At 35.6% G+C, this 21,036-nt stretch carries 20 protein-coding genes; 19 read left to right on the top strand and 1 reads right to left on the bottom strand.

Annotated features, from left to right (window positions below):
- Nucleotide 1 precedes the first annotated feature (1 nt).
- The 19 genes from HNQ90_RS10640 (at nt 2) to HNQ90_RS10550 (ending at nt 19,757) form a co-directional block, all read left to right on the top strand.
- A complete protein-coding gene (locus HNQ90_RS10640) occupies nt 2–1,150 on the top strand; it encodes a Gfo/Idh/MocA family protein (protein WP_241678336.1) in 1,149 nt (382 codons plus the stop codon).
- 132 nt (nt 1,151–1,282) lie between these two features.
- Entirely contained in the window at nt 1,283–2,335 is a 1,053-nt protein-coding gene (locus tag HNQ90_RS10635) for a sugar phosphate isomerase/epimerase family protein (RefSeq protein WP_144115779.1), read from the top strand.
- Nucleotides 2,335–3,126 (top strand): 3-keto-disaccharide hydrolase, encoded by a 792-nt coding sequence (locus HNQ90_RS10630; protein ID WP_144115778.1) that lies wholly within the window; start codon nt 2,335–2,337, stop codon nt 3,124–3,126. Before HNQ90_RS10635 ends, HNQ90_RS10630 begins: the two co-directional genes overlap by 1 nt.
- Nucleotides 3,127–3,138: 12 nt before the next feature.
- The gene (locus HNQ90_RS10625) at nt 3,139–4,116 is read left to right on the top strand and encodes a ThuA domain-containing protein (protein ID WP_144115777.1); all 978 of its coding nucleotides are present in this window, start codon (nt 3,139–3,141) and stop codon (nt 4,114–4,116) included.
- 473 nt (nt 4,117–4,589) lie between these two features.
- Entirely contained in the window at nt 4,590–5,162 is a 573-nt protein-coding gene (locus tag HNQ90_RS10620) for a GNAT family N-acetyltransferase (protein WP_144115776.1), read from the top strand.
- 30 nt (nt 5,163–5,192) lie between these two features.
- Complete coding sequence (locus tag HNQ90_RS10615; protein ID WP_144115775.1) at nt 5,193–6,368, top strand: argininosuccinate synthase; 1,176 nt, start codon at nt 5,193–5,195, stop codon at nt 6,366–6,368.
- 85 nt (nt 6,369–6,453) lie between these two features.
- Nucleotides 6,454–7,437 (top strand): N-acetyl-gamma-glutamyl-phosphate reductase, encoded by a 984-nt coding sequence (gene argC, locus HNQ90_RS10610; RefSeq protein ID WP_144115774.1) that lies wholly within the window; start codon nt 6,454–6,456, stop codon nt 7,435–7,437.
- A 208-nt stretch (nt 7,438–7,645) separates the two neighbouring features.
- Nucleotides 7,646–8,440 carry a pyrroline-5-carboxylate reductase gene (gene proC, locus HNQ90_RS10605; RefSeq protein ID WP_144115773.1) on the top strand — a complete coding sequence of 265 codons (795 nt, stop codon included), beginning with the start codon at nt 7,646–7,648 and terminating at the stop codon, nt 8,438–8,440.
- A 1-nt stretch (nt 8,441) separates the two neighbouring features.
- Nucleotides 8,442–9,596, top strand: a complete 1,155-nt coding sequence (locus HNQ90_RS10600; RefSeq protein WP_144115772.1) for an aspartate aminotransferase family protein — start codon at nt 8,442–8,444, stop codon at nt 9,594–9,596.
- Between the two features lie 4 nt (nt 9,597–9,600).
- Nucleotides 9,601–10,191, top strand: a complete 591-nt coding sequence (locus HNQ90_RS10595; protein WP_144115771.1) for a hypothetical protein — start codon at nt 9,601–9,603, stop codon at nt 10,189–10,191.
- A 10-nt stretch (nt 10,192–10,201) separates the two neighbouring features.
- The gene (locus HNQ90_RS10590) at nt 10,202–11,398 is read left to right on the top strand and encodes a glutamate-5-semialdehyde dehydrogenase (RefSeq protein WP_144115770.1); all 1,197 of its coding nucleotides are present in this window, start codon (nt 10,202–10,204) and stop codon (nt 11,396–11,398) included.
- A gap of 51 nt (nt 11,399–11,449) precedes the next feature.
- Nucleotides 11,450–12,232, top strand: coding sequence for a glutamate 5-kinase (gene proB / locus HNQ90_RS10585; RefSeq protein ID WP_144115769.1), 783 nt, complete (start codon nt 11,450–11,452; stop codon nt 12,230–12,232).
- Between the two features lie 49 nt (nt 12,233–12,281).
- Nucleotides 12,282–13,220, top strand: coding sequence for an N-acetylornithine carbamoyltransferase (locus HNQ90_RS10580; RefSeq protein WP_144115768.1), 939 nt, complete (start codon nt 12,282–12,284; stop codon nt 13,218–13,220).
- A 13-nt stretch (nt 13,221–13,233) separates the two neighbouring features.
- Complete coding sequence (locus HNQ90_RS10575) at nt 13,234–14,220, top strand: phosphotransferase (protein ID WP_144115767.1); 987 nt, start codon at nt 13,234–13,236, stop codon at nt 14,218–14,220.
- Between the two features lie 5 nt (nt 14,221–14,225).
- Complete coding sequence (argB, locus tag HNQ90_RS10570; protein ID WP_144115766.1) at nt 14,226–15,005, top strand: acetylglutamate kinase; 780 nt, start codon at nt 14,226–14,228, stop codon at nt 15,003–15,005.
- Nucleotide 15,006: 1 nt separating this feature from the next.
- Nucleotides 15,007–16,077 (top strand): M20 family metallo-hydrolase, encoded by a 1,071-nt coding sequence (locus HNQ90_RS10565; protein ID WP_144115765.1) that lies wholly within the window; start codon nt 15,007–15,009, stop codon nt 16,075–16,077.
- A 195-nt stretch (nt 16,078–16,272) separates the two neighbouring features.
- A complete protein-coding gene (gene argH, locus HNQ90_RS10560; protein ID WP_144115764.1) occupies nt 16,273–17,547 on the top strand; it encodes an argininosuccinate lyase in 1,275 nt (424 codons plus the stop codon).
- Nucleotides 17,548–17,579: 32 nt separating this feature from the next.
- Complete coding sequence (locus HNQ90_RS10555; protein WP_144115763.1) at nt 17,580–18,548, top strand: bile acid:sodium symporter family protein; 969 nt, start codon at nt 17,580–17,582, stop codon at nt 18,546–18,548.
- 300 nt (nt 18,549–18,848) lie between these two features.
- Nucleotides 18,849–19,757, top strand: a complete 909-nt coding sequence (locus HNQ90_RS10550; RefSeq protein WP_144115762.1) for an alpha/beta hydrolase — start codon at nt 18,849–18,851, stop codon at nt 19,755–19,757.
- A 135-nt stretch (nt 19,758–19,892) separates the two neighbouring features.
- Here the strand turns inward: HNQ90_RS10550 and leuB are convergent, their stop codons facing one another.
- The gene (gene leuB, locus HNQ90_RS10545) at nt 19,893–21,011 is read right to left on the bottom strand and encodes a 3-isopropylmalate dehydrogenase (protein WP_144115761.1); all 1,119 of its coding nucleotides are present in this window, start codon (nt 21,009–21,011) and stop codon (nt 19,893–19,895) included.
- Between the last annotated feature and the right edge of the window lie 25 nt (nt 21,012–21,036).

Genomic DNA, 21,036 nt, shown 5'->3' with positions numbered 1-21,036 from the left:
TATGGCTAGAAAATTAAGAATGGGAATGATTGGTGGAGGTACCGGATCATTCATTGGTGATGTGCACAGAAAAGCAGCTTCAATTGACGGCATGATAGAGTTGGTTTGTGGTGCATTTAGTAGTAATGCCGAAAAATCAATAGCTTCAGGAAAAGCATTATATCTTCCTGAAGATAGATGTTACGGGAGCTTTGAGGAAATGATTTTAAAGGAAAAGGAATTGCCTGAAGGTGTTCGAATGGATTTTGTGTCTATTGTTACGCCTAATTACATGCATTTTCCTCCTGCAAAAATGGCTTTGGAACATGGTTTTCATGTGGTAAGTGATAAGCCTATGACCTTAACTTTGGATGAAGCAATCGCTCTAGAACAACTAGTAGAAAACAGCGGAAAGTTATTTGCTTTAACTCATAATTACACAGGACACCCATTAGTAAAACAGGCTAGAGCTATGGTGGCTAAAGGCGATTTGGGTAATATTAGAAAAATACAAGTGCAATATTTACAAGGTTGGTTATCTACAGCGGTTGAAAAAACAGGGCAAAAACAAGCCTCGTGGCGTGTAGATCCTAAACGTTCTGGAATAGGTGGTGCTTTAGGTGATATTGGTACACATGCCGAAAATTTGGTAGAATATATTTCGGGACTAAAAATTAAAGAATTAGCTGCCGATTTAGGTGTATTTGGCGAAGGTAGAACTTTAGATGACGATGGTAATTTATTGTTGCGTATGGAAAATGGAGCGAAGGGAACCATGTCTTTTTCGCAAATTGCTTTAGGTGAAGAAAATGATTTGGCTATAAGAGTTTATGGTGATAAAGGGAGTTTGGAATGGCATCAGGAAAATCCAAACCAATTGATAACACATTGGTTAGATAAGCCTGTAAAAATATTTACACCTAATGGAAACGATTTGTACGATGAAGCTTTAAGTGTTTCTAGAATTCCTGCGGGACATCCAGAAGGCTATTTGGAAGCATTTGCAACCATTTATAAAAACTTTGCAACGCATTTAATGGCGGTTTTAAATGGTGAAACTATTGCAAAGCCAGATTACCCAACCGTAAAAGATGGTGTTCGTGGTATGCAATTTATCTATGCCTCGGTTGAAAGTGATAAAAACAATGCCGCTTGGACAAAACTAAATTAATTTGAAAAATAAGTGTTGGCGGGTACCGCGTTAGGGATTGTAGTGTAAAGCCCACAGCCCGACGCAGGAGGTGCGAGGACTTGAAACAGAAAGCCCGACCCTTGTGGTAACGCCAAAAAAAATATAATAATTATGAAAACAATAAAAGGACCAGCAGTTTTTTTAGCTCAGTTTGCAGGAAGTGAAGCACCATTTAATAGTTTGGATGGGATGTGTAAATGGGCTGCCGATTTAGGGTATAAAGGTATACAGATACCAACATGGGAATCGAGTTTAATTGATATCGAAAAGGCCGCGGAAAGCCAAACGTATTGCGATGAGCTTAAAGGAAAAGTAAATTCGTATGGTTTAGAAATAACAGAATTATCTACGCATTTACAAGGGCAATTGGTAGCTGTTAATCCGGCTTACGATGCTATGTTTGATGGTTTTGCACCAGAGCACGTGCGCGGAAATCCTAAGGCTAGAACAGAATGGGCTATCGATTTTGTTAAAAAATCTGGAACCGCTAGCGGACGCTTGGGATTAAAGTCGCACGCAACATTTTCGGGAGCTTTATTGTGGCACACGGTGTACCCATGGCCACAACGCCCGCAAGGTTTGGTAGACATGGGATTTGGAGAACTAGCAAAACGTTGGACACCAATTTTAAATCATTTTGATGAGCAAGGTGTCGATGTGTGTTATGAACTTCATCCGGGAGAAGATTTACACGATGGTGTATCGTTCGAGCGGTTTTTAGAAGCTACAGGGAATCATAATCGCGCTAATATCCTTTACGATCCTAGTCATTTTGTGCTGCAGCAATTGGATTATTTAACGTTTATAGATTATTATCATGAGCGTATTAAATCGTTTCACGTTAAGGATGCCGAGTTTAATCCTTCGGGAAAACAAGGGGTTTATGGTGGTTTTTCAGATTGGAAAGATCGTGCAGGTCGATTCCGTTCTTTAGGTGACGGTCAAGTAGATTTTAAAGGCATTTTCACAAAACTTACTAAATACAATTGCGATGTTTGGGCGGTTATGGAATGGGAATGTTGTATAAAATCGTCCGATCAAGGTGCTCGCGAAGGTGCACCATTTATTCAAAAGCATATTATTGAAGCTGCCCAACGTAGTTTTGATGATTTTGCTGGAGGCGAAATTGATGAAGATTATTTAAAAAGCATCTTAGGTATTTAATGCATAAAGTCTTTATATTTTTAATAGCCTTGGTGTTTGTGTCTTGTAGTAGCAAGATTGTTCCTGTGGATTCTAATGAAAAAGAGGAATCTGTTGAAGGGTTTACGGAACCAAAAAAGCCAACAGATACTGAGGTTTGGGAGCCTAAGCCTAAAGTTGTTCGTGTAAACGAGGAGACTAAAATTCCATCGGATGCTATTGTGCTTTTTAATGGTGAAAATTTTGATGAGTGGGTGTCTTCCGTTGATGCTTCGCAGGTAACTTGGGTTTTAAACCCAGATAAAAGTATGACGGTTAAAAACAAGACTGGCGATATACAGACCAAGCGTAATTTTCGCGATATTCAGCTTCATATAGAATGGAAATCTTCAGAAGAGATACGAGGCAACGGACAACATCGCTCAAATAGCGGTGTGTTTTTGCAAAACAGATATGAGGTGCAAGTTTTAGATAATAACGATAATGGCACTTATGTAAATGGTCAAGTAGGATCTATTTACAAGCAAGGTATTCCGTTGGCTAAAGCGTCTTCAAAAACAGGACAATGGAATGTTTATGATATTATTTACCATGCGCCTAAGTTTGATAGCGCTGGTACTAAAATAGAATCAGGTACCATTACGGTATTGCATAATGGCGTGTTAATTCAAGACCACTATGAAATTAAAGGTACTACCGAGTTTATTGGTTGGCCTAGAAATAAACCGCACGGCAAAGCGCCAATAAAACTGCAAGATCACCGCGATAATAGCGGTGTAAGCTATAGAAATATTTGGGTAAGAGAATTATAAAAAAATAAAATTATGATAAATCGTATTGTTGTATTACTAATAAGTCTTTGTTTTTTAACAACAGGCTATGCAAGCAACCCCATTAAGGGGAAAATAAAAGTGCTGATTGTAGACGGACAAAATAACCATACGGTATGGCCAAAATCGACTATAATGATGAAGCAGTATCTTGAAGAAACGGGCTTGTTTACGGTAGATATCGCCCGAACAAAATATTTAAATAATAGTGAAGAAAACAAAAGTTGGTTAGGGTATGCCAATGTACCCGAAGGGATTGAGGGTAAGCCAAAAACCGACCCAGATTTTAGTCCTAAATTTTCAAAGTACGATGTGGTTATTTCTAATTTTGGTTGGCGTGCCGCTTCATGGCCAGAAAAAACTAAGCTTGCTTTTGAAAAATACATAGAAAAAGGAGGTGGTTTTGTAAGTGTACATGCAGCCGATAATAGCTTTCCGGAATGGGCAGCTTATAACGAAATGATTGCCATTGGCGGTTGGGGCGGAAGAACCGAAAAAGACGGCCCCTATTTGTATGTGGATAAGGATAACAAAGTTAAAAGAGATTATAGTCCCGGAAAAGGAGGAACGCATGGTAAAAGAGAAGCTTTTCCTATAACTATTTTTGATACAGAACATCCTATTACAAAAGGCATGCCTAAGGTATGGATGCATGCACCAGACGAATGTTATGCTTTTTTAAGAGGGCCTGCAAAAAATGTAGCCATTTTAGCAACCGCAGTCTCTACTAAGAAAAAACCAGAGTTGGAACAAAAAGAACCAGTTGCTTTGGTAGTAAAATATGGTAAAGGAAGAGTTTTTCATACACCTTTGGGGCACGATACCACATCTTTTGAGTGTGTTGGCTTTATTACCCTATTAAAAAGAGGTGTAGAATGGGCAGCAACAAATAAGGTAACCCAAACGGAATTGCCTGAAGATTTTCCTACTGCTGAAAAAACATCTTTAAGACCATTTGTTTTGCCTAAATAGACGCTTTTAAATTTTTAAGAAATATTAAATATATGGATGTTTTTGATGGCAAAAATGCTAGATTAATATAATTGCACAATATTAAATATAAATTTGCTCTATTTTTTATATTTAATGTTGTGTAATCCATAATTAGTTGTAATTTTGCGCCTTATATTAACGAAAGGGGCTCACGCCGACGATTTAGAGTTAATAGTTAAGGTAGTTATTCAGTGAAAACAGGAAACAACATATCTCTTATCTCTTCTGTTTTAGTAGCAAATACTAAAGCAACTGTTGTGCGTTTTCCTTTAACTCGCCCCTAGGGGCTATTCAGTTTAAGAAAGCTATTTGCTTTCGAAGTTTCGTTATTTTTTTTGGAATAGATTTTTTAAGTAATTATTTAACTATAAATACTTAAACTAATCGATTGTTTTAAGGTCATTTTTTTTGATTTTGAAAGAAATAAAAATATACCTTGAAGGGGTTGTAAAATGGATACTATATTGGATACAGATATTATAAGTGTTATAGAGAAAGCTGAAGCCTATTGTTTTAATGAAGACATAGAGATAAAGCTCGTTTATAAACTTTCTAATAAAACGTTAGAATTAATTTCAGAACGCTCAAAAGAGCTCTCTACATTATATTATGTAGATGTAGACATGCTAAGAACGCGTGCTGAAAATGGCTGTTTTATATTGAAGAAAGATGATAGAATTTATGGTCATATTTTTGTTCATGAGCACCAGGTAAAAGGGCATTCTGTTTACGAACGTACCTCGTTGTGGGTAGATCGCGACTGTCGAAATTATAACCTTGGGTTGTTATTAATGTCTAGAATGACCGAGTTGTTTTCTAATTCTTTTTTAATTTCGGTAGCACAAACTCCTAAAGTGCATCATTATAATGAGTTAATAGGGATGACTCATGTTACCTTAGCTAAAATGTCTGCGGGCTTGGTTGAGGAGCTAGAAAAACTGGGGAAATTAAGGGACGAGTTAAATTTCAAGTATTATGTTAATGAATGTTTTAAGTCTGAAATAGGACATTTAAAACAAATTTAAATTATAGAATAAGTTATACAAAATAATAAAATGAAAAAATTAGTAATAGCATATAGTGGAGGTTTAGATACATCGTATTGCGCAGTAAGTTTATCAAAAGAGTATGATGTACATGCTGTAAGTGTAAATACAGGTGGTTTTACAACTGAAGAAATTAAGCATATTGAAAGTAACGCTTATAAAATGGGCGTTTCAACTTATAAAAATATTGATGCCGTAGCTACATTTTACCAAAAAGTAGTAAAGTATTTAATTTTTGGAAACGTATTAAAAAACGGTACCTACCCATTGTCTGTTAGTGCCGAACGTATTATTCAAGCTATTGAAATTATTGAATATGCTAAAAGTATTGATGCCGAATATATTGCTCATGGTAGTACAGGAGCCGGAAACGATCAAGTACGTTTTGATATGATTTTTCAAACCTTAGCGCCAAACATTAAAATTATTACGCCAATTAGAGACCAAAAATTAACAAGACAAGAGGAGATAGATTATTTAAAATCTGAAGGTATTGATATGCCTTGGGAAAAATCTAAATACTCGGTTAATAAAGGCCTTTGGGGAACTAGTGTTGGCGGTGTAGAGACTTTAAAGTCTGAAAAACCTTTACCAAGCGAGGCTTACCCATCGCAATTAGAAAAAGAAGGTGAAGAAAAAGTAACGCTAACCTTTAAAAATGGTGAGTTTGTAGCGTTAAATGGCGAAGAAAATGCTCCGGAAGTTAATATAGAAAAGCTAAATAACATAGCTTCGGCTTACGCTATTGGTAGAGATATTCATGTTGGCGATACTATTGTTGGAACTAAAGGACGTGTTGGTTTTGAAGCTGCTGCTGCTTTAATTACAGTAAAGGCGCACCATTTGTTAGAGAAGCACACCTTAACAAAATGGCAATTACAGCACAAAGATTATCTGTCTAGTTTTTACGGCATGCATTTACATGAAGGTCAATATTTAGATCCTGTTATGCGCGATACAGAAGCCTTTTTACAAAGTTCTCAAAAAATGGTTTCTGGTAATGTTGTAGTGACTTTAAAACCTTACCACTTTTCTTTAGATGGTATTGTTTCAGATCATGATTTAATGTCTAGTAAGTTTAGTACTTATGGCGAAGAAAATAAAGCGTGGACTGCAGAGGATGCAAAAGGATTCATCAAAATTATTGGGAATCAAAATAAAATTTACAGACAAGTAAACTCATAAAACCTTGTAGGTCTCAAAAGAGAAATAAATTTCCAAAAAGACCGTCAGTTTTTTTAAGCGTTTAGGTCTAAAAGAAGTATAAAAAATGAAAAAAATTAAAGCAGGAATTATTGGTGGTGCTGGTTATACAGCAGGTGAGTTAATTAGGTTGCTAATTAACCACCCAGAAACCGAAATTGATTTTGTGTTTAGTACAAGTAACGCTGGCAATAAGATTAGCAAAATACATCAGGATTTAGTTGGGACTTTAGATTTAAAATTTACAGATACCGTAAACCCAAATGTTGATGTTTTGTTTTTATGCTTAGGTCATGGAAATTCTGTTAAGTTTTTAGAGGCTAATACGTTTTCTAAAAACACAAAAATTATTGATTTAGGTAACGATTTTAGGTTAGAAGCCGATAAGGTTTTTAATGGAAAAACATTTGTTTATGGCTTACCAGAGTTAAATAAAGATGCAATTGTAAGTGCTAATTATATTGCAAATCCAGGGTGTTTTGCTACGGCTATTCAATTAGGTTTGTTGCCATTGGCAGATGCTGGTTTACTTGGTAACGATGTGCATATTAATGCTGTTACAGGTGCTACGGGTGCAGGAACGTCATTATCTGCAACTACACATTATACGTGGCGAGATAATAACTTTTCGTATTACAAGCCGTTTACGCATCAGCATTTAGGAGAAATAAACCAATCGGTTAATCAATTGCAATCTAGCTTTAATTCCGAAATTATTTTTATGCCAAATAGAGGTAATTTTTCTAGAGGTATTTTTGCTACTATTTATACCGATTACGAAGGTACAGTAGAGGATGCAAAAGCGTTATACGAAGCATTTTATGCAGATGTTAAATTTACCTTTGTAGCTGATGATTTTTTACACATGAAACAAGTTGTAAACACCAATAAATGTTTGGTTCATGTACATAAACACAACGGGAAATTATTAATTACTAGTGTAATTGATAACTTATTAAAAGGTGCTTCTGGACAAGCAGTACAGAACATGAATTTAATGTTTGGATTAGAAGAAGCTTTAGGTTTAGGTTTAAAGGCAACTTATTTTTAGGGAGTTGATTTAGATTCAGTAAAAGGAAGAGTAGAGTAAAAGTTTGCGTTAATGCCTACGAGGTTTTTCTGCGTTAGGGATTGCAGTGGAAAGCCCATAGCCCGACGAAGGAGGTGCGAGGACTTGCAGCGTAAAGCCCGACCCTTGTGGTAACGCCATTATAAATTAAATAGATTCCCTTATTGAAGGGTGCGATAAAAGAGTTAATATGAAAGTAGCAATTATAGGAGCAGGAAGTTTAGGACAGTCTATTGCAAAAGGATTGGTAACGACAAATGCTTTAACAACGTTGTATTTAACGAAGAGAAATATAAGCTCTATTAAAGGGTTTGAGGAGTTTGATAAGGTTGAGCTTACTTCGGATAATGCTTTAGCTGTTAAAAATGCCGATATTTTAATTTTTGCGGTTCAACCGCGTCATTTTGAGGCTATTTTAAAGGATTTAAAACCGTTACTTAATAAAAATCATGTTATTATTTCGGTTATAACTGGTTTTGCAATTTCAAGAATTGAAGATATTGTAGGTAAAGATCGTTTTGTTGTTCGCGCTATGCCAAATACGGCGGCTTCTGTGGGGCAATCTATGACCTGTATTTCGGTAAATGACATGGCTAAGGCTAAAGTAGAATTAGCAAAAACTATTTTTGATTGTATGGGGCGATCTATGATAATTCCGGAGGAACAATTACAGGCAGCAACAGTTATTTGTGCTAGCGGAATTGCCTTTTGGATGCGTTTAATTCGCGCTACGACACAAGGCGCTATTCAGTTAGGATTTGAGGCTCATGAAGCGCATGAACTTGCTATGCAAACTTGTTTTGGGGCGGCTACGTTATTAAAAGAATCTGGCAAACACCCAGAGGAAGAAATAGATCGTGTTACAACACCTAGCGGCTGTACTATTGAAGGCTTAAACGAAATGGAACACCAAGGTTTAAGCTCGTCGCTTATTAAAGGAATTAACGCATCGTTTGAGAAAATAAACCAAATAAAAACCAAATAAAATGCCACTATTTAATGTTTACCCGTTATATGATGTAACGCCTGTTTCAGGAAAAGGTGTTTATGTTTACGATGAAAAAGGCACAGAGTATTTAGATCTTTACGGAGGTCATGCTGTAATTTCTATTGGACATGCGCATACAGATTATGTTGATGCTGTAGCATCTCAAGTCGCTAAATTAGGGTTTTACTCTAATGCAGTTCAAAATCCGTTACAGGTAGAGCTTGCCGATAAATTAGAAGCACTTTCGGGTTGTAAAGACTATGAGTTGTTTTTATGCAATTCTGGTGCCGAGGCTAACGAGAATGCCTTAAAACTGGCATCGTTTAAAACGGGGAAATCTCGTGTGGTTGCTTTTAAAAATGGTTTTCATGGTCGTACGTCGGCCGCTGTAGCGGCAACCGATAACCCAAATATTATTGCGCCAATTAATGCGCAGCAAAAAGTAACTATTCTTGAGTTAAACGATATTGAAGGTGTAAAATCAGAATTAGAAAAAGGTGATGTTTGTGCGGTTATTGTTGAGTTTATTCAAGGTGTAGGTGGTTTGGATGAAGGTTCTGCTGAGTTTTTTGAATCTGTTGATGCACTTTGTAAAGCAAATAACACCATGTTTATTGCCGATGAGGTACAGTCTGGTTACGGACGCTCAGGCAAGTTTTTTGCATTTCAGCACTATAATGTAACGCCAGATGTTATATCCATAGCAAAAGGTATGGGGAACGGTTTTCCTATTGGAGGGATTTTAATTCATCCAAATATTGAAGCTAAATTTGGCATGTTAGGCACTACTTTTGGTGGAAACCATTTAGCTTGCGCAGCAGGTTTATCGGTTTTAAACGTTATTGAAGAGCATAAGTTAATAGATAATGTAAATGAGATGTCGTGCTATTTCATGAAATTAGCCAAAACCATTCCGCAAATAAAAAATATAAAAGGAAGAGGGTTGATGCTAGGATTAGAATTCGATTTTGAAGTTGGAGAACTTAGAAAGAATTTAATTTATAAACACCATATTTTTACTGGTGGAGCCGCAAATAAAAAATTATTAAGAATATTACCTCCGTTAACGTTGAGAAGAGATCATATTAATATGTTTTTTGAAGCGTTGGTTGAAGCGTTGGTTGAGATTGAAGAAGCTGTAAACGTAAGCTAGAAAAATGAAAAACATTTTTATTCTAATCACATTGTTTTTTTCTCTAGGTGCGAAAGCACAATTTGGATTGTCGAAAGGGGAACTTTATGAAAAAGCTATTGTTTATTTTACAGATGGTACTTCAGAAAAAGGTTTAATAAAGAGAAGGTCATTTGGAGGAATTAAGTTTAGGGAAAATTTAGATTCTAAACCTGAGACTTACGACTCTAGTAATGTAACTGGTTATGATGATTTAACTACAAATGAGAAATATCGTTATAAGACAGTTGGTGATTTCACAATGTTAATGAAGATTGTTCAATTAGGTGAATTAAATTTATTTGTTGTTTATAAGTCCAGTGGTTCAATGCCAATGGGTATGGGAGTGGGAGGTGCAAATACGGGAATGCCAATGATGTCTATGGGTTACGGTGGAAGTAATGTGTACTACATTGAAAAGAATGATAATACCATTAACATTGGACGAAAAATAAGAAAAAATGAATGGCACTTATTTGAGGATTGTCCCGTTTTACTAGAAAAATTAAAACAAAAAGAGTTAAGTAAAGGAGCTATTGAAGATATCGTTGATTTCTATAATAGCAAATGTAATTAAGTAACTAAAAATGAACAAAACACTAAGTATACATAAACGTAATGCCGTATTAAATTCCATGAAGGAATTGGTTAAAGAACACGCACAAACTATCCTAGATGCTAACAAAATAGATATGGATAGCTATGATGATAGTGATTTGGCTATGAGTGATCGTTTAAAAGTTAACGATGCCAAAATAGAAGGCATGATTGAGTCTTTACGCCAGTTAGCAGAATTAGAAGATCCTGTAGGTGTAGAGCGTTTTAGCTTTACACACGATAATGGCATGCAAATTTATAATCGCACAGCTTCATTTGGTACGGTCATGATTATTTATGAGTCGCGACCAGATGTTACTATCGAAGCCGGAGGCATTGCATTCAAATCTGGAAACAAAATTTTATTAAAAGGCGGTAAAGAATCTTTAAATTCTAACTTAGCTATTGTAGATTTATGGCACAAGGCATTACAAGATAACGATGTAAGTACAGAATGGGTGGAGTATTTAAATTATAACCGTACCGAAACACAAGCGTTTTTAGAAAATCCAACGCAAACTTTAGATTTAATTGTGCCACGTGGTGGCGAACGTTTAATCGAGTTTGTAAAGCAAAATGCTAAATGTCCTGTAATTGTTAGCGGACGCGGAAATAACTTCGTGTATGTGCATAAACATGCCGATGTAGCTATGGCTCTCGATATTATTGTAAATGCCAAAACACAAAAAGTGTCTGGTTGTAATGCTGTAGATAAAGTATTAATCGATAATGATTTGCCAAATAAAGCACAGTTTATTGAAGATTTATTAGAACGCTTAGCATCACATAATGTTGAAGTTTTAGGAGATGATTCTTTAGCCAATTATAAAACGGTTAAGCAAATTGAAAACGACGATATTTGGTATAAAGAGTTTTTAGATTATAAAATCGTTATTGGAAGTATACCACATACCTTAGCGGCTATCGAAATGATTAATAAATACAGTGGAGGTCACTCGGCATCTATAGTAACAAGTGCACAAGGTGCTGCCGAAAATTTTATGGCTAGTGTAGATTGTGGTGCTGTTTATCATAATGCATCAACACGTTTTACAGATGGTTTCGAGTTTGGTTTAGGTGGCGAGTTAGCCATTAGTACCGATAAATTACACCAACGAGGACCAATTGGTTTACAGCATTTAGTCACTAATAAATGGTACGTTCATGGTAATGGGCAAATACGCTAATTAGGTATATCTTAATGGGTGTTTTAAAATAAGCAGGTGAAGTTTTAAATAATGAAGAAAAAACGCATTTTACTAAAAATTGGCTCTAACACGCTAACTAAAGAAACCAATAATTTATCGCGTGGTAAAATTGAAGATATTGCAAACCAAATACAAAAGCTTCAAGATACCCACGAGTTTATTATTGTAAGTTCTGGTGCTATTGCTGTGGCAAAACAATTTGTAAAGCTAGAAAGTCAGCGCGAAGAAGTGTTTGTAAAACAAGCCTTGGCATCTATAGGGCAGCCGCATTTAATACGAATCTATCAAGAAATTTTTAGAGAATATGGCTTGTTGAGTTCGCAATGTTTATTGTCTTATTCAGATTTTGAAAAGCAAGAAAGTAAAACCAATATTGTTAACACTATTAACGTGTTGGTAAACAATAACTACATTCCTATAATTAATGAAAACGATACCGTTGCCACCGACGAAATTAAATTTGGTGATAACGATAAATTAGGCGCCTTAACAGCATCCCTTTTAAATGTCGATTTATTTATAATTGCTACCAATACAAATGGTATTTATACCAAGGAATCTATGGAGAATGGAGCGCCTAAAACCATAAAAGAAGTTATAGATTTTGATGCCTTAAGAGCTCAAGTTGTAAACTCGAAATCTACGCATGGTAGTGGTGGTATGGAATCTAAAATAGAAGCGGCTACGGTAGCTAAAGCAGCAAATATTGAAACATGGATTGTAAACGGATTAGAGGATGATTTTATGCTAAATGCCATGGAAGATAAGGTGGCGTTTACTAAAATATCCTGTAAGGTTTCAAAAACCTTGTAGTAAAAAATTAAAGTTAAATTAAAAAGATACCCGCATAGGCGAGCATAAAATGAAAAATTACACGTCAATTAACGATATAGATAATATTAATACTTGGATTGAAGAAGCCAAAAAACTTAAAGCAAATCCGCTAGAGCATCAAGAATTAGGAAAAAATAAAACATTGGGTTTATTGTTTTTTAATTCTAGCTTACGTACGCGCTTAAGTACTCAAAAAGCAGCTTTAAATTTAGGTATGGCTCCTATTGTAATGAATGTTTCTGGCGACGCTTGGGGAATTGAGTTTGGCGATGGTACCATTATGAATGGCAATACAGCCGAACATATTAAAGAAGCTGCAGCCGTAGTGTCTCAATACTGTGATATTATTGCAGTAAGAGCATTTCCTACTTTAACCGATAAAGAAAAAGATAATAGCGAGCAGGTTTTAAATGCGTTTAAAAAATATGCTTCAGTGCCTATTGTAAACATGGAAAGTGCTACAGGACATCCATTACAAGGATTAACCGATGCGATTACCATTTCAGAACATGCTAAGGTTAAAAAGCCTAAAGTGGTTTTAAGTTGGGCGCCACATGTAAAGGCTTTGCCTCATGCTGTGGCAAATAGTTTTGCTCAAGCTATGCAAAAAATGGATGTAGAGTTTGTAATTGCTAATCCAGAAGGTTACGATTTAAATCCAGAAATTACTGGAGATACGCCAATTTATCACAATCAAGAAGAAGCCTTTAAAGATGCCGATTTTGTATATACTAAAAACTGGAGCTCGTATCAAGATTACGGAAAAGTAATCAATACCGATCCTAATTGGATGATTACTAAAGCTAAACTTGGCGATGCAAAATTTATGCACTGTTTGCCCGTTAGAAGAAATGTAGTGGTTGAAGATGCTGTTTTAGATACCGATAGTTCTTTGGTAATACAACAAGCAAACAACAGAACCTACGCAGCGCAATTAGTGCTTAAAAAGATATTAGAAGATTCATAGAAACTATTAACTAATGACTGTATTTCCTGTTATAACTTCTACGCTTTCGGCAAAAGAATTGGGAGCATTTGTACAAGGTAAATATCCATTACATGGGGATTTTGATTGTAAATTGTTCCGTACAGGAATGAATCACACGTATTTTCTTTCCAATAATGAAACGAAATATGTTTTAAGAGTTTACAGTCATAATTGGAGGTCTAAACCTGAAATTTCAGAAGAAATAACGCTTTTAAAGTTACTTCAGGAGAATAATTTAAGTGTTTCTTTTCCTATTCCAGATAGAAAAGGGGAGTATATTCAAGAAATAGAAGCGCCAGAAGGTAAAAGGTATGTAGTGCTTTTTTCGTTTGCTAAAGGAGAGAAAATCCGATTTCTAAAGGAGGAAACCTGTTTTAATATTGGGGCACTAATGGCCAAAATACATACACTTACCGAAAATAAAATCTTAAACCGTATTTCATATAATTATAAGTCACTGCTAGAAGAGCCTTACACGTATTTAAAAACGTATTTTACTGAAGATTTACCAGAAATGGAATTTATCAAAAACATAGATAGTTATTATCATGATAACGATTTTGAAAACCTTCAAAAAGGTAGCGTTCATTTAGATATTTGGTATGATAATATGGCGGTTAAAGAAACAGGCGATATTACCATTTTCGATTTCGATTTTTGTGGTAATGGCCCTCAAATTTTAGATGTAGGGTATTTTTGTTTTCAGTTGTTTAACATCGAAACGGATAAGACGACTTACGAACAAAAAAAGAAGCAGTTTTTAGCCGGCTATCAAAGTGTTAAGCGTATATCGGATGCCGAAATGAATTTTATTCCAAAAGCAGGATTAGCTGTTTTAGTTTTTTATCTTGGTGTTCAAGCTAAAAGGTTCGATTGGTCTAACATTTTTCTATCCGAAAATTACCTTAAAATGTTTTATATAGGTCGCTTAAAATCTTGGATAACATATAATAATATTGAAAAAACAATTGTAGTTTAATATACATGAAAGAAAAACTATCCATAGTAAAAATAGGAGGAAATATTATTGAAGATGAAAACGCTTTACAGGCATTTTTAAAATTATTTTCCAATTTAGAAGGCAAGAAAATATTGGTTCATGGAGGTGGTAAACGTGCAACACATATCGCTTCTAAGTTAGGTATTGAGTCTAAAATGGTAAATGGTCGTAGAATTACCGATGCCGAAACTCTTGAGGTTATTACCATGGTTTACGGTGGTTTGGTTAACAAAAATGTGGTAGCAAAACTGCAAGCTTTAAATACTAACGCTATTGGATTAACAGGAGCCGATGTTAACAGCATACAATCAGATAAGCGTCCGGTAAAAGACATCGATTTTGGTTTTGTTGGCGATGTTAAAGCAGTAGCTCATAAATCAATCGATAAATTAATTCAAGCCGATTTCACACCTGTTTTTTGTGCTATAACACACGACGGAAACGGGCAGTTGTTAAATACCAATGCCGATACTATTACCTCGCAAGTAGCCGTTGGCATGAGTGCGTTATACAACACTTCAATTTATTATTGTTTCGAGCTTAATGGTGTTCTAGAAGATATAAACGATAAAAACTCGGTAGTAAAACACATTAACACCAAAACCTATCAAGATTTATTAGCTAAAGGGATTATTGCAGATGGCATGCTACCCAAATTAGAAAACTGTTTCGATGCTTTACGTGGTGGTGTAAACTCTATAAATATGGGAAATACATCTATGCTAACGCAAGAAAATGATAATTTTACAACCATAACCCTATAATATGCCCATACAAGATTTAACACAAGATGCTATATCGCTATTAAAAAAGCTGATAGAAACGCAGTCTTTTTCTTCCGAAGAGGACAAAACAGCATTGCATATTGAAGATTGGTTTACACGTTATAAAATCGATTATAAACGCACAAAAAATAACGTTTGGGCAGTCAATAAGCATTTTGATGAAGACAAACCAACGCTATTGTTAAACTCCCATCACGATACGGTTAAGCCAAATTCGGCCTACACTAATAATCCGTTAGAGGCCTTTGTTCAAGATGGTAAATTATATGGTTTAGGAAGTAACGATGCAGGTGGTTGTTTGGTATCATTAATAGCAACATTTACCCATTTTTACAATCAGGAAAATTTAAAATATAATTTAGTTATTGTCGCTTCCGCGGAAGAGGAAAGCAGTGGTCCAAACGGGCTAAATAGTATGCTTCCAATTATCCCTAAGGTAGATGTCGCTATTGTTGGCGAGCCTACTTTAATGAATCTAGCCGTTGCCGAAAAAGGTTTGGTAGTTTTTGATGCCGTTATTGAAGGTACACCAAGTCATGCAGCACATCCAAATAATAATAACGCCATTTATAATACAATTGATGCGTTACAATGGTTTAAAGATTTTAAGTTCGAAAAAGGTTCTGAAGCTTTAGGCGATGTTAAGCTTACGGTAACACAAATTAATGCAGGCTCACAACATAATGTAGTGCCAGCACACGTCGATCTAGTGATTGATGTTCGTGTAAACGATGCGTATAGCAATGCTGAAATTGCCGAAATTTTACAAGAAAAAGCACCCGTTACAAGCATAAAAGCACGTAGTTTGCGTTTAAATTCATCTAGTATTCCTGTGGAACACGATTTGGTAAAAGCAGGCGTTGCTATGGGACGAACCACTTATGGGTCGCCAACCTTATCCGATCAAGCGGTATTAACCTGTCCGAGTTTAAAGCTAGGACCAGGCGATAGCACACGCTCGCATTCGGCAAACGAATTTATTTACGTAAATGAAATTGAGGAAGGTGTACAGATATATATTGAATTGTTGAAGAACGTACTTTTGGGATAGTATTTTCAATAGCTCCTGCGAGGTTTTAAAAACCTTGTAGGTGTAAACTGAAAACATAAATTAGATGTGCTAGAATTTAAAAACTTGACGCATCTTTAAAACAAATAGATAAATAAAAATGAAAGCGGAGATTTCTGCTTTCGCGGAAATTAAATAAGATTCCCGTCTTCGCGGGAATAACAAAAATTTACTAAAATGAAACTCTGGGATAAAGGCATATCAATCGATAAAAAAATAGAACAATTTACAGTTGGAAACGACCGCGAAATTGATATTCATATTGCAAAATACGATGTTATTGCATCAAAAGCACATGCCAAAATGCTTCAGAAAATCGGAATTATTTCGGTTGAAGAATTGGTAGAATTATTGGGCGGATTAAAAGTTCTTGAAGAGCAAATTGAAAACGGAACTTTTGTTATCGATGCACAATTTGAAGATGTACACTCAAAAATTGAATTTGAATTAACAAAGTCTTTAGGCGAAGTTGGAAAAAAAATCCATACCGCACGTTCTAGAAACGATCAAGTTTTAGTGGCTTGTCATTTATATTACAAAGAGAACTTAGGTGTTATTAAAGATAAAACAAAAACACTTTTTGAAACCCTTTTAGGTTTAGCTGACACTTATAAAGACAAGGTTTTACCGGGTTATACACATTTACAAGTGGCTATGCCATCATCATTTGGGTTGTGGTTTTCTGCCTATGCAGAACTTATGATTGACGATGTGTTTTTATTGGATGCCGCTATTAAAACGGTAGACCAAAACCCTTTAGGTTCGGCAGCAGGTTACGGAAGTTCATTTCCAATTGATAGAGAATTAACCACCAAAGAAATGGGGTTTGCAACACTAAAATACAATGTAGTGGCTGCCCAAATGGGACGTGGTAAAAACGAGCGAACTATTGCAGTAGCATTAGGTAGTTTATGTAATACCTTGTCACGTTTTGCTATGGATACGTGTTTGTACATGAGTCAGAATTTTGGCTTTATCTCCTTCCCAGATGAGTTAACAACAGGTAGTAGTATAATGCCACATAAAAAGAATCCGGATGTATTTGAGTTGATTCGTGGTAAGTGTAATAAAATCCAAGCCTTACAAGGTGAAATGGTATTAATAACCAATAATTTACCAAGTGGATACCATAGAGATTATCAGTTGTTAAAGGAAAACATGATTGCTGCTTTTGAAGAATTAAAAGATATACTTGATATTTTTAATTACTCGATTCAGCAAATTATTGTTAAAGATGTTGATGTAAATAGCGATTTATATAAGTACTTATTTACTGTAGATAATATTAATACGTTGGTTGTTGAAGGGCAAAGCTTTAGGGAAGCTTATCAAAAAATAGGCGGACAAGTACAAGATGGTACTTATGTTCCTGATACTTCTAAAAAACATACACACGCTGGTAGTATTCATAATTTATGTTTAGATAAAATTCGCAATAAGTTTCCTAAGTAGTTAGGTGGTATCGGACCCTAGAAATTTCAAGGATGCAGAATATTAAGATTGATAAATTTGTTTTATCTATTATTGGCGTAATCATGTTAGCTTATTTTTTTCCTGAATGGGGCGTAAGCAAAAGCAAAATTCCTATCGATACGATTAGTACGGTAGGAATTTCGCTTATATTCTTTTTTTATGGGCTTAAATTGAGTCCGGCAAAGCTTAAAGCAGGACTTAAAAACTGGAAACTACATCTTTTAGTGCAGAGCGCTACGTTTTTAATTTTCCCCATGTTAGTTTTGGGGTGTCGTCCGTTAATACAAAATGAAACCCAAGAAACTATTTGGTTGGCTTTCTTTTTTTTAGCGGCGTTACCATCTACAGTATCGTCGTCTGTGGTTATGGTGTCTATGGCAAAAGGGAATATTCCTGCTGCTATTTTTAATGCGAGTATTTCGGGAATTATTGGTATTGCATTAACTCCACTTTGGATGGGACTTTTTGTTAATGATGAACAAGCCGATTTCGATTTTACCGCCATTTACATTAAGCTTATTGTTCAAATTATATTACCTGTGGTTTTGGGGCTATTGTTACAACGGTTTTTTGGCGCTTTTGTACAAAAACATAATGCTAAACTTACCCTTTTTGATAAGTCTATTATCCTGCTTATTATTTACAAGAGTTTTGCAGAGTCGTTTACAGAAAACATTTTTAGTTCGGTATCGATATTAGATTTACTGTTTCTTTTTGTTGCGGTATTGCTATTGTTTTTATTGGTGTTTATAGTGCTAGGGTTTTTATCTAGAAAGATGAATTTTAACAAGGAAGACCAAATTACTGCACAATTTTGCGGTACCAAAAAATCTTTAGTACATGGTACAGTGTTTTCGAAAATTATTTTTGGTAATATGGCTACTATAGGAATCATTTTATTGCCTTTAATGCTGTTTCATGCATCGCAAATACTAATTATAAGTGTTTTGGCAACACGGTTGTCTAAACGGTTAGATTAAACGTAAATATATTTTGAAGGTATAGCGCAACCTGAATTTGAGCTTAGTAAATATGCGCTTGCTTATTTTTTATACAAGAAGGTTAGCGGTTACATGCGTTAGGGATTGGAGCATTGTTGAAGCTCTTTTTGTGTTGTTGCACCTATGCAACACAAAAAAGCGACTGCGGAAAGCCCGACCGCCTGCCCTGAGCATAGACGAAGGGTGGGGTAACGCCAAAAACACTTTCTGGAAAATTGCAATTTGCGTTTAGATAAAATAAAGACTAATTTTCCTAATTAATTTTTAAACCTGTAATTGATGAAGTCTTATATCTGTTTATGTTTTTTGTTTTTAATTGCCTTTAGCACAACGGCCCAAAATGAGATTTTAAATTTATGGGAAACCATTCCTAACCATAAGTATACTACAGAAAATGAGGCTATAGAAGTTAAAGATGTTAAACGTGTTTTTTTGACTAAAACACCAACTATTAAGGTGTTTTTACCATCGGAACGCAGTGCAAATGGTAGTGCTGTGCTTATTTGTCCTGGTGGTGCATACCGCTATTTGGTGTACGATTGGGAAGGTACAGATGTTGCAAAATGGCTAAATAGTAAAGGGATTGCGGCCTTTGTTTTAAAAAGCAGATTACCACTTTCAAAATCTTTAATTACGCCGCATGAGGCGCCTTTACAGGATGCGCAGCGGGCTATACGGTTACTTAGGGCCAATGCCGAAAAGTGGCACATAAAACCTAATAAAATAGGGGTTATTGGGTTTTCGGCAGGCGGACATTTAGCATCTACTTTAGGAACTCAATTTGATGCTCCAAATACCTTTAAGGAGCAGCCTTTGGATACCATATCGGCTAGACCAGATTTTGTGGCTTTAATTTATCCGGTAGTTACCATGCAGGATAATTTTACACATAAGGGGTCGCAAACTAATTTATTAGGCGCAAATGCGGATGATGCTTTAATAGCAAGATATTCCAATGAATTGCAGGTTACCAAAAATACACCACCTACGTTTTTAGTGCATTCTGGTGATGATGCTTCGGTTCCGGTGGAAAATAGTTTAAACTTATATAAGGCCTTAAAAGATAATGGTGTTCCATCGGAAATGCATATTTATCCGTACGGAGGTCATGGCTTTGGTTTAGCTATTGGACAAGGGTATTTACAATCGTGGACTGATAGATTTTGCGATTGGATGACGCAGCTGTAGGCTATTTTAATTTACAATCGAGGTCGGAAATTATGATATTAAAAAAAGCGCATTGGTTAGATGCGCTTTTTACGTTTTAGGATTTTCCGGCCAAATGTTTAGTTTAATTTACTTTTTGGTGACTAACTCAAAAAATTAAATGATGGTGGATTGTCCTAAATGAATGTTAGTGAAGTTTAGATTTGTTTCGTCTGGATTTTGTATAAAATCCTCTATAAAATCGCCCACTTTTGTGGTGCTTATATTATCGTATTTGTTATTTAAATCTGGTGTTGTAATGTGTAATTTTAATGATTTGCCTACACCTTCTCGCACTATAGCCGCTTCTTCATCTAACCCAAAATGATCTAGCAACATAGCCGCCGATAGTATTGAGGCAATTGGGTTTGCAATACCTCTGTTTGCTGCTTTGGTATATGCGCCGTGAATAGGTTCGAACATGGCGTGCTTATCGCCAATAGATGCCGATGCTAATAAACCAATAGAGCCTACAATTACACTAGCCTCTTCCGATAGGATATCTCCAAACATGTTTTCGGTTAAAATAACGTCAAATTGCCTGGGTTTTATAATAAGTTCCATGGCCGCATTATCAACATAAGTGCAATTAACACGAACATCTGGATATTGCGGTGCAATTTCTTTAACTATTCTGCGCCAAAGACGAGAGGTTTCTAAAACATTAGCTTTATCAACCAAGGTTAATTTACGTTTTCTAGATTGTGCTGCTTTAAATGCAGAATGCGTAACGCGCTCAATTTCGAAACGTTCGTATTTACAAATATCGGTAGCAATGTTTCCGTCGTCACTTAAGTGTCGGTCTCCAAAATAAATACCACTTGTTAATTCGCGATAAATAAGAATATTGGTATCCTTTATTTGCTTTGATTTTAAAGATGATTTACTAAGTAAATCGTCGTAAGCAATTATAGGGCGTATGTTGGTGTGTAAACCTAACTCTTTTCTAATGCCTAATAAGCCTTGTTCTGGACGAATTTTAGCATCAGGGTCATCATCATACTTTGTGTTTCCAATGGCTCCGAATAGAACAGCATCTGCGTTTTTACAGATATTAATAGTTTCTTCCGGTAAGGGGTTACCTGTTTTATCTATTGCGCATGCGCCAACTAAAGCGTTCTGAAATGTAAATACGTGGTTAAATTCCATGGCAACAACCTTCAAAACCTTAACGGCTTGTGCTGTTACTTCTGGACCAATACCATCACCTGGTAAAACGGCAATATTTAATTTCATCAATTTAGCTTTTAGTTATTCCCGC

The sequence above is a fragment of the Algibacter amylolyticus genome, from assembly GCF_014202225.1.
GTDB classification, from domain to species: domain Bacteria; phylum Bacteroidota; class Bacteroidia; order Flavobacteriales; family Flavobacteriaceae; genus Algibacter_B; species Algibacter_B amylolyticus.
Note: the sequence above shows the minus strand (reverse complement) of the source record. Positions and strands in the feature narration are given on the sequence as shown.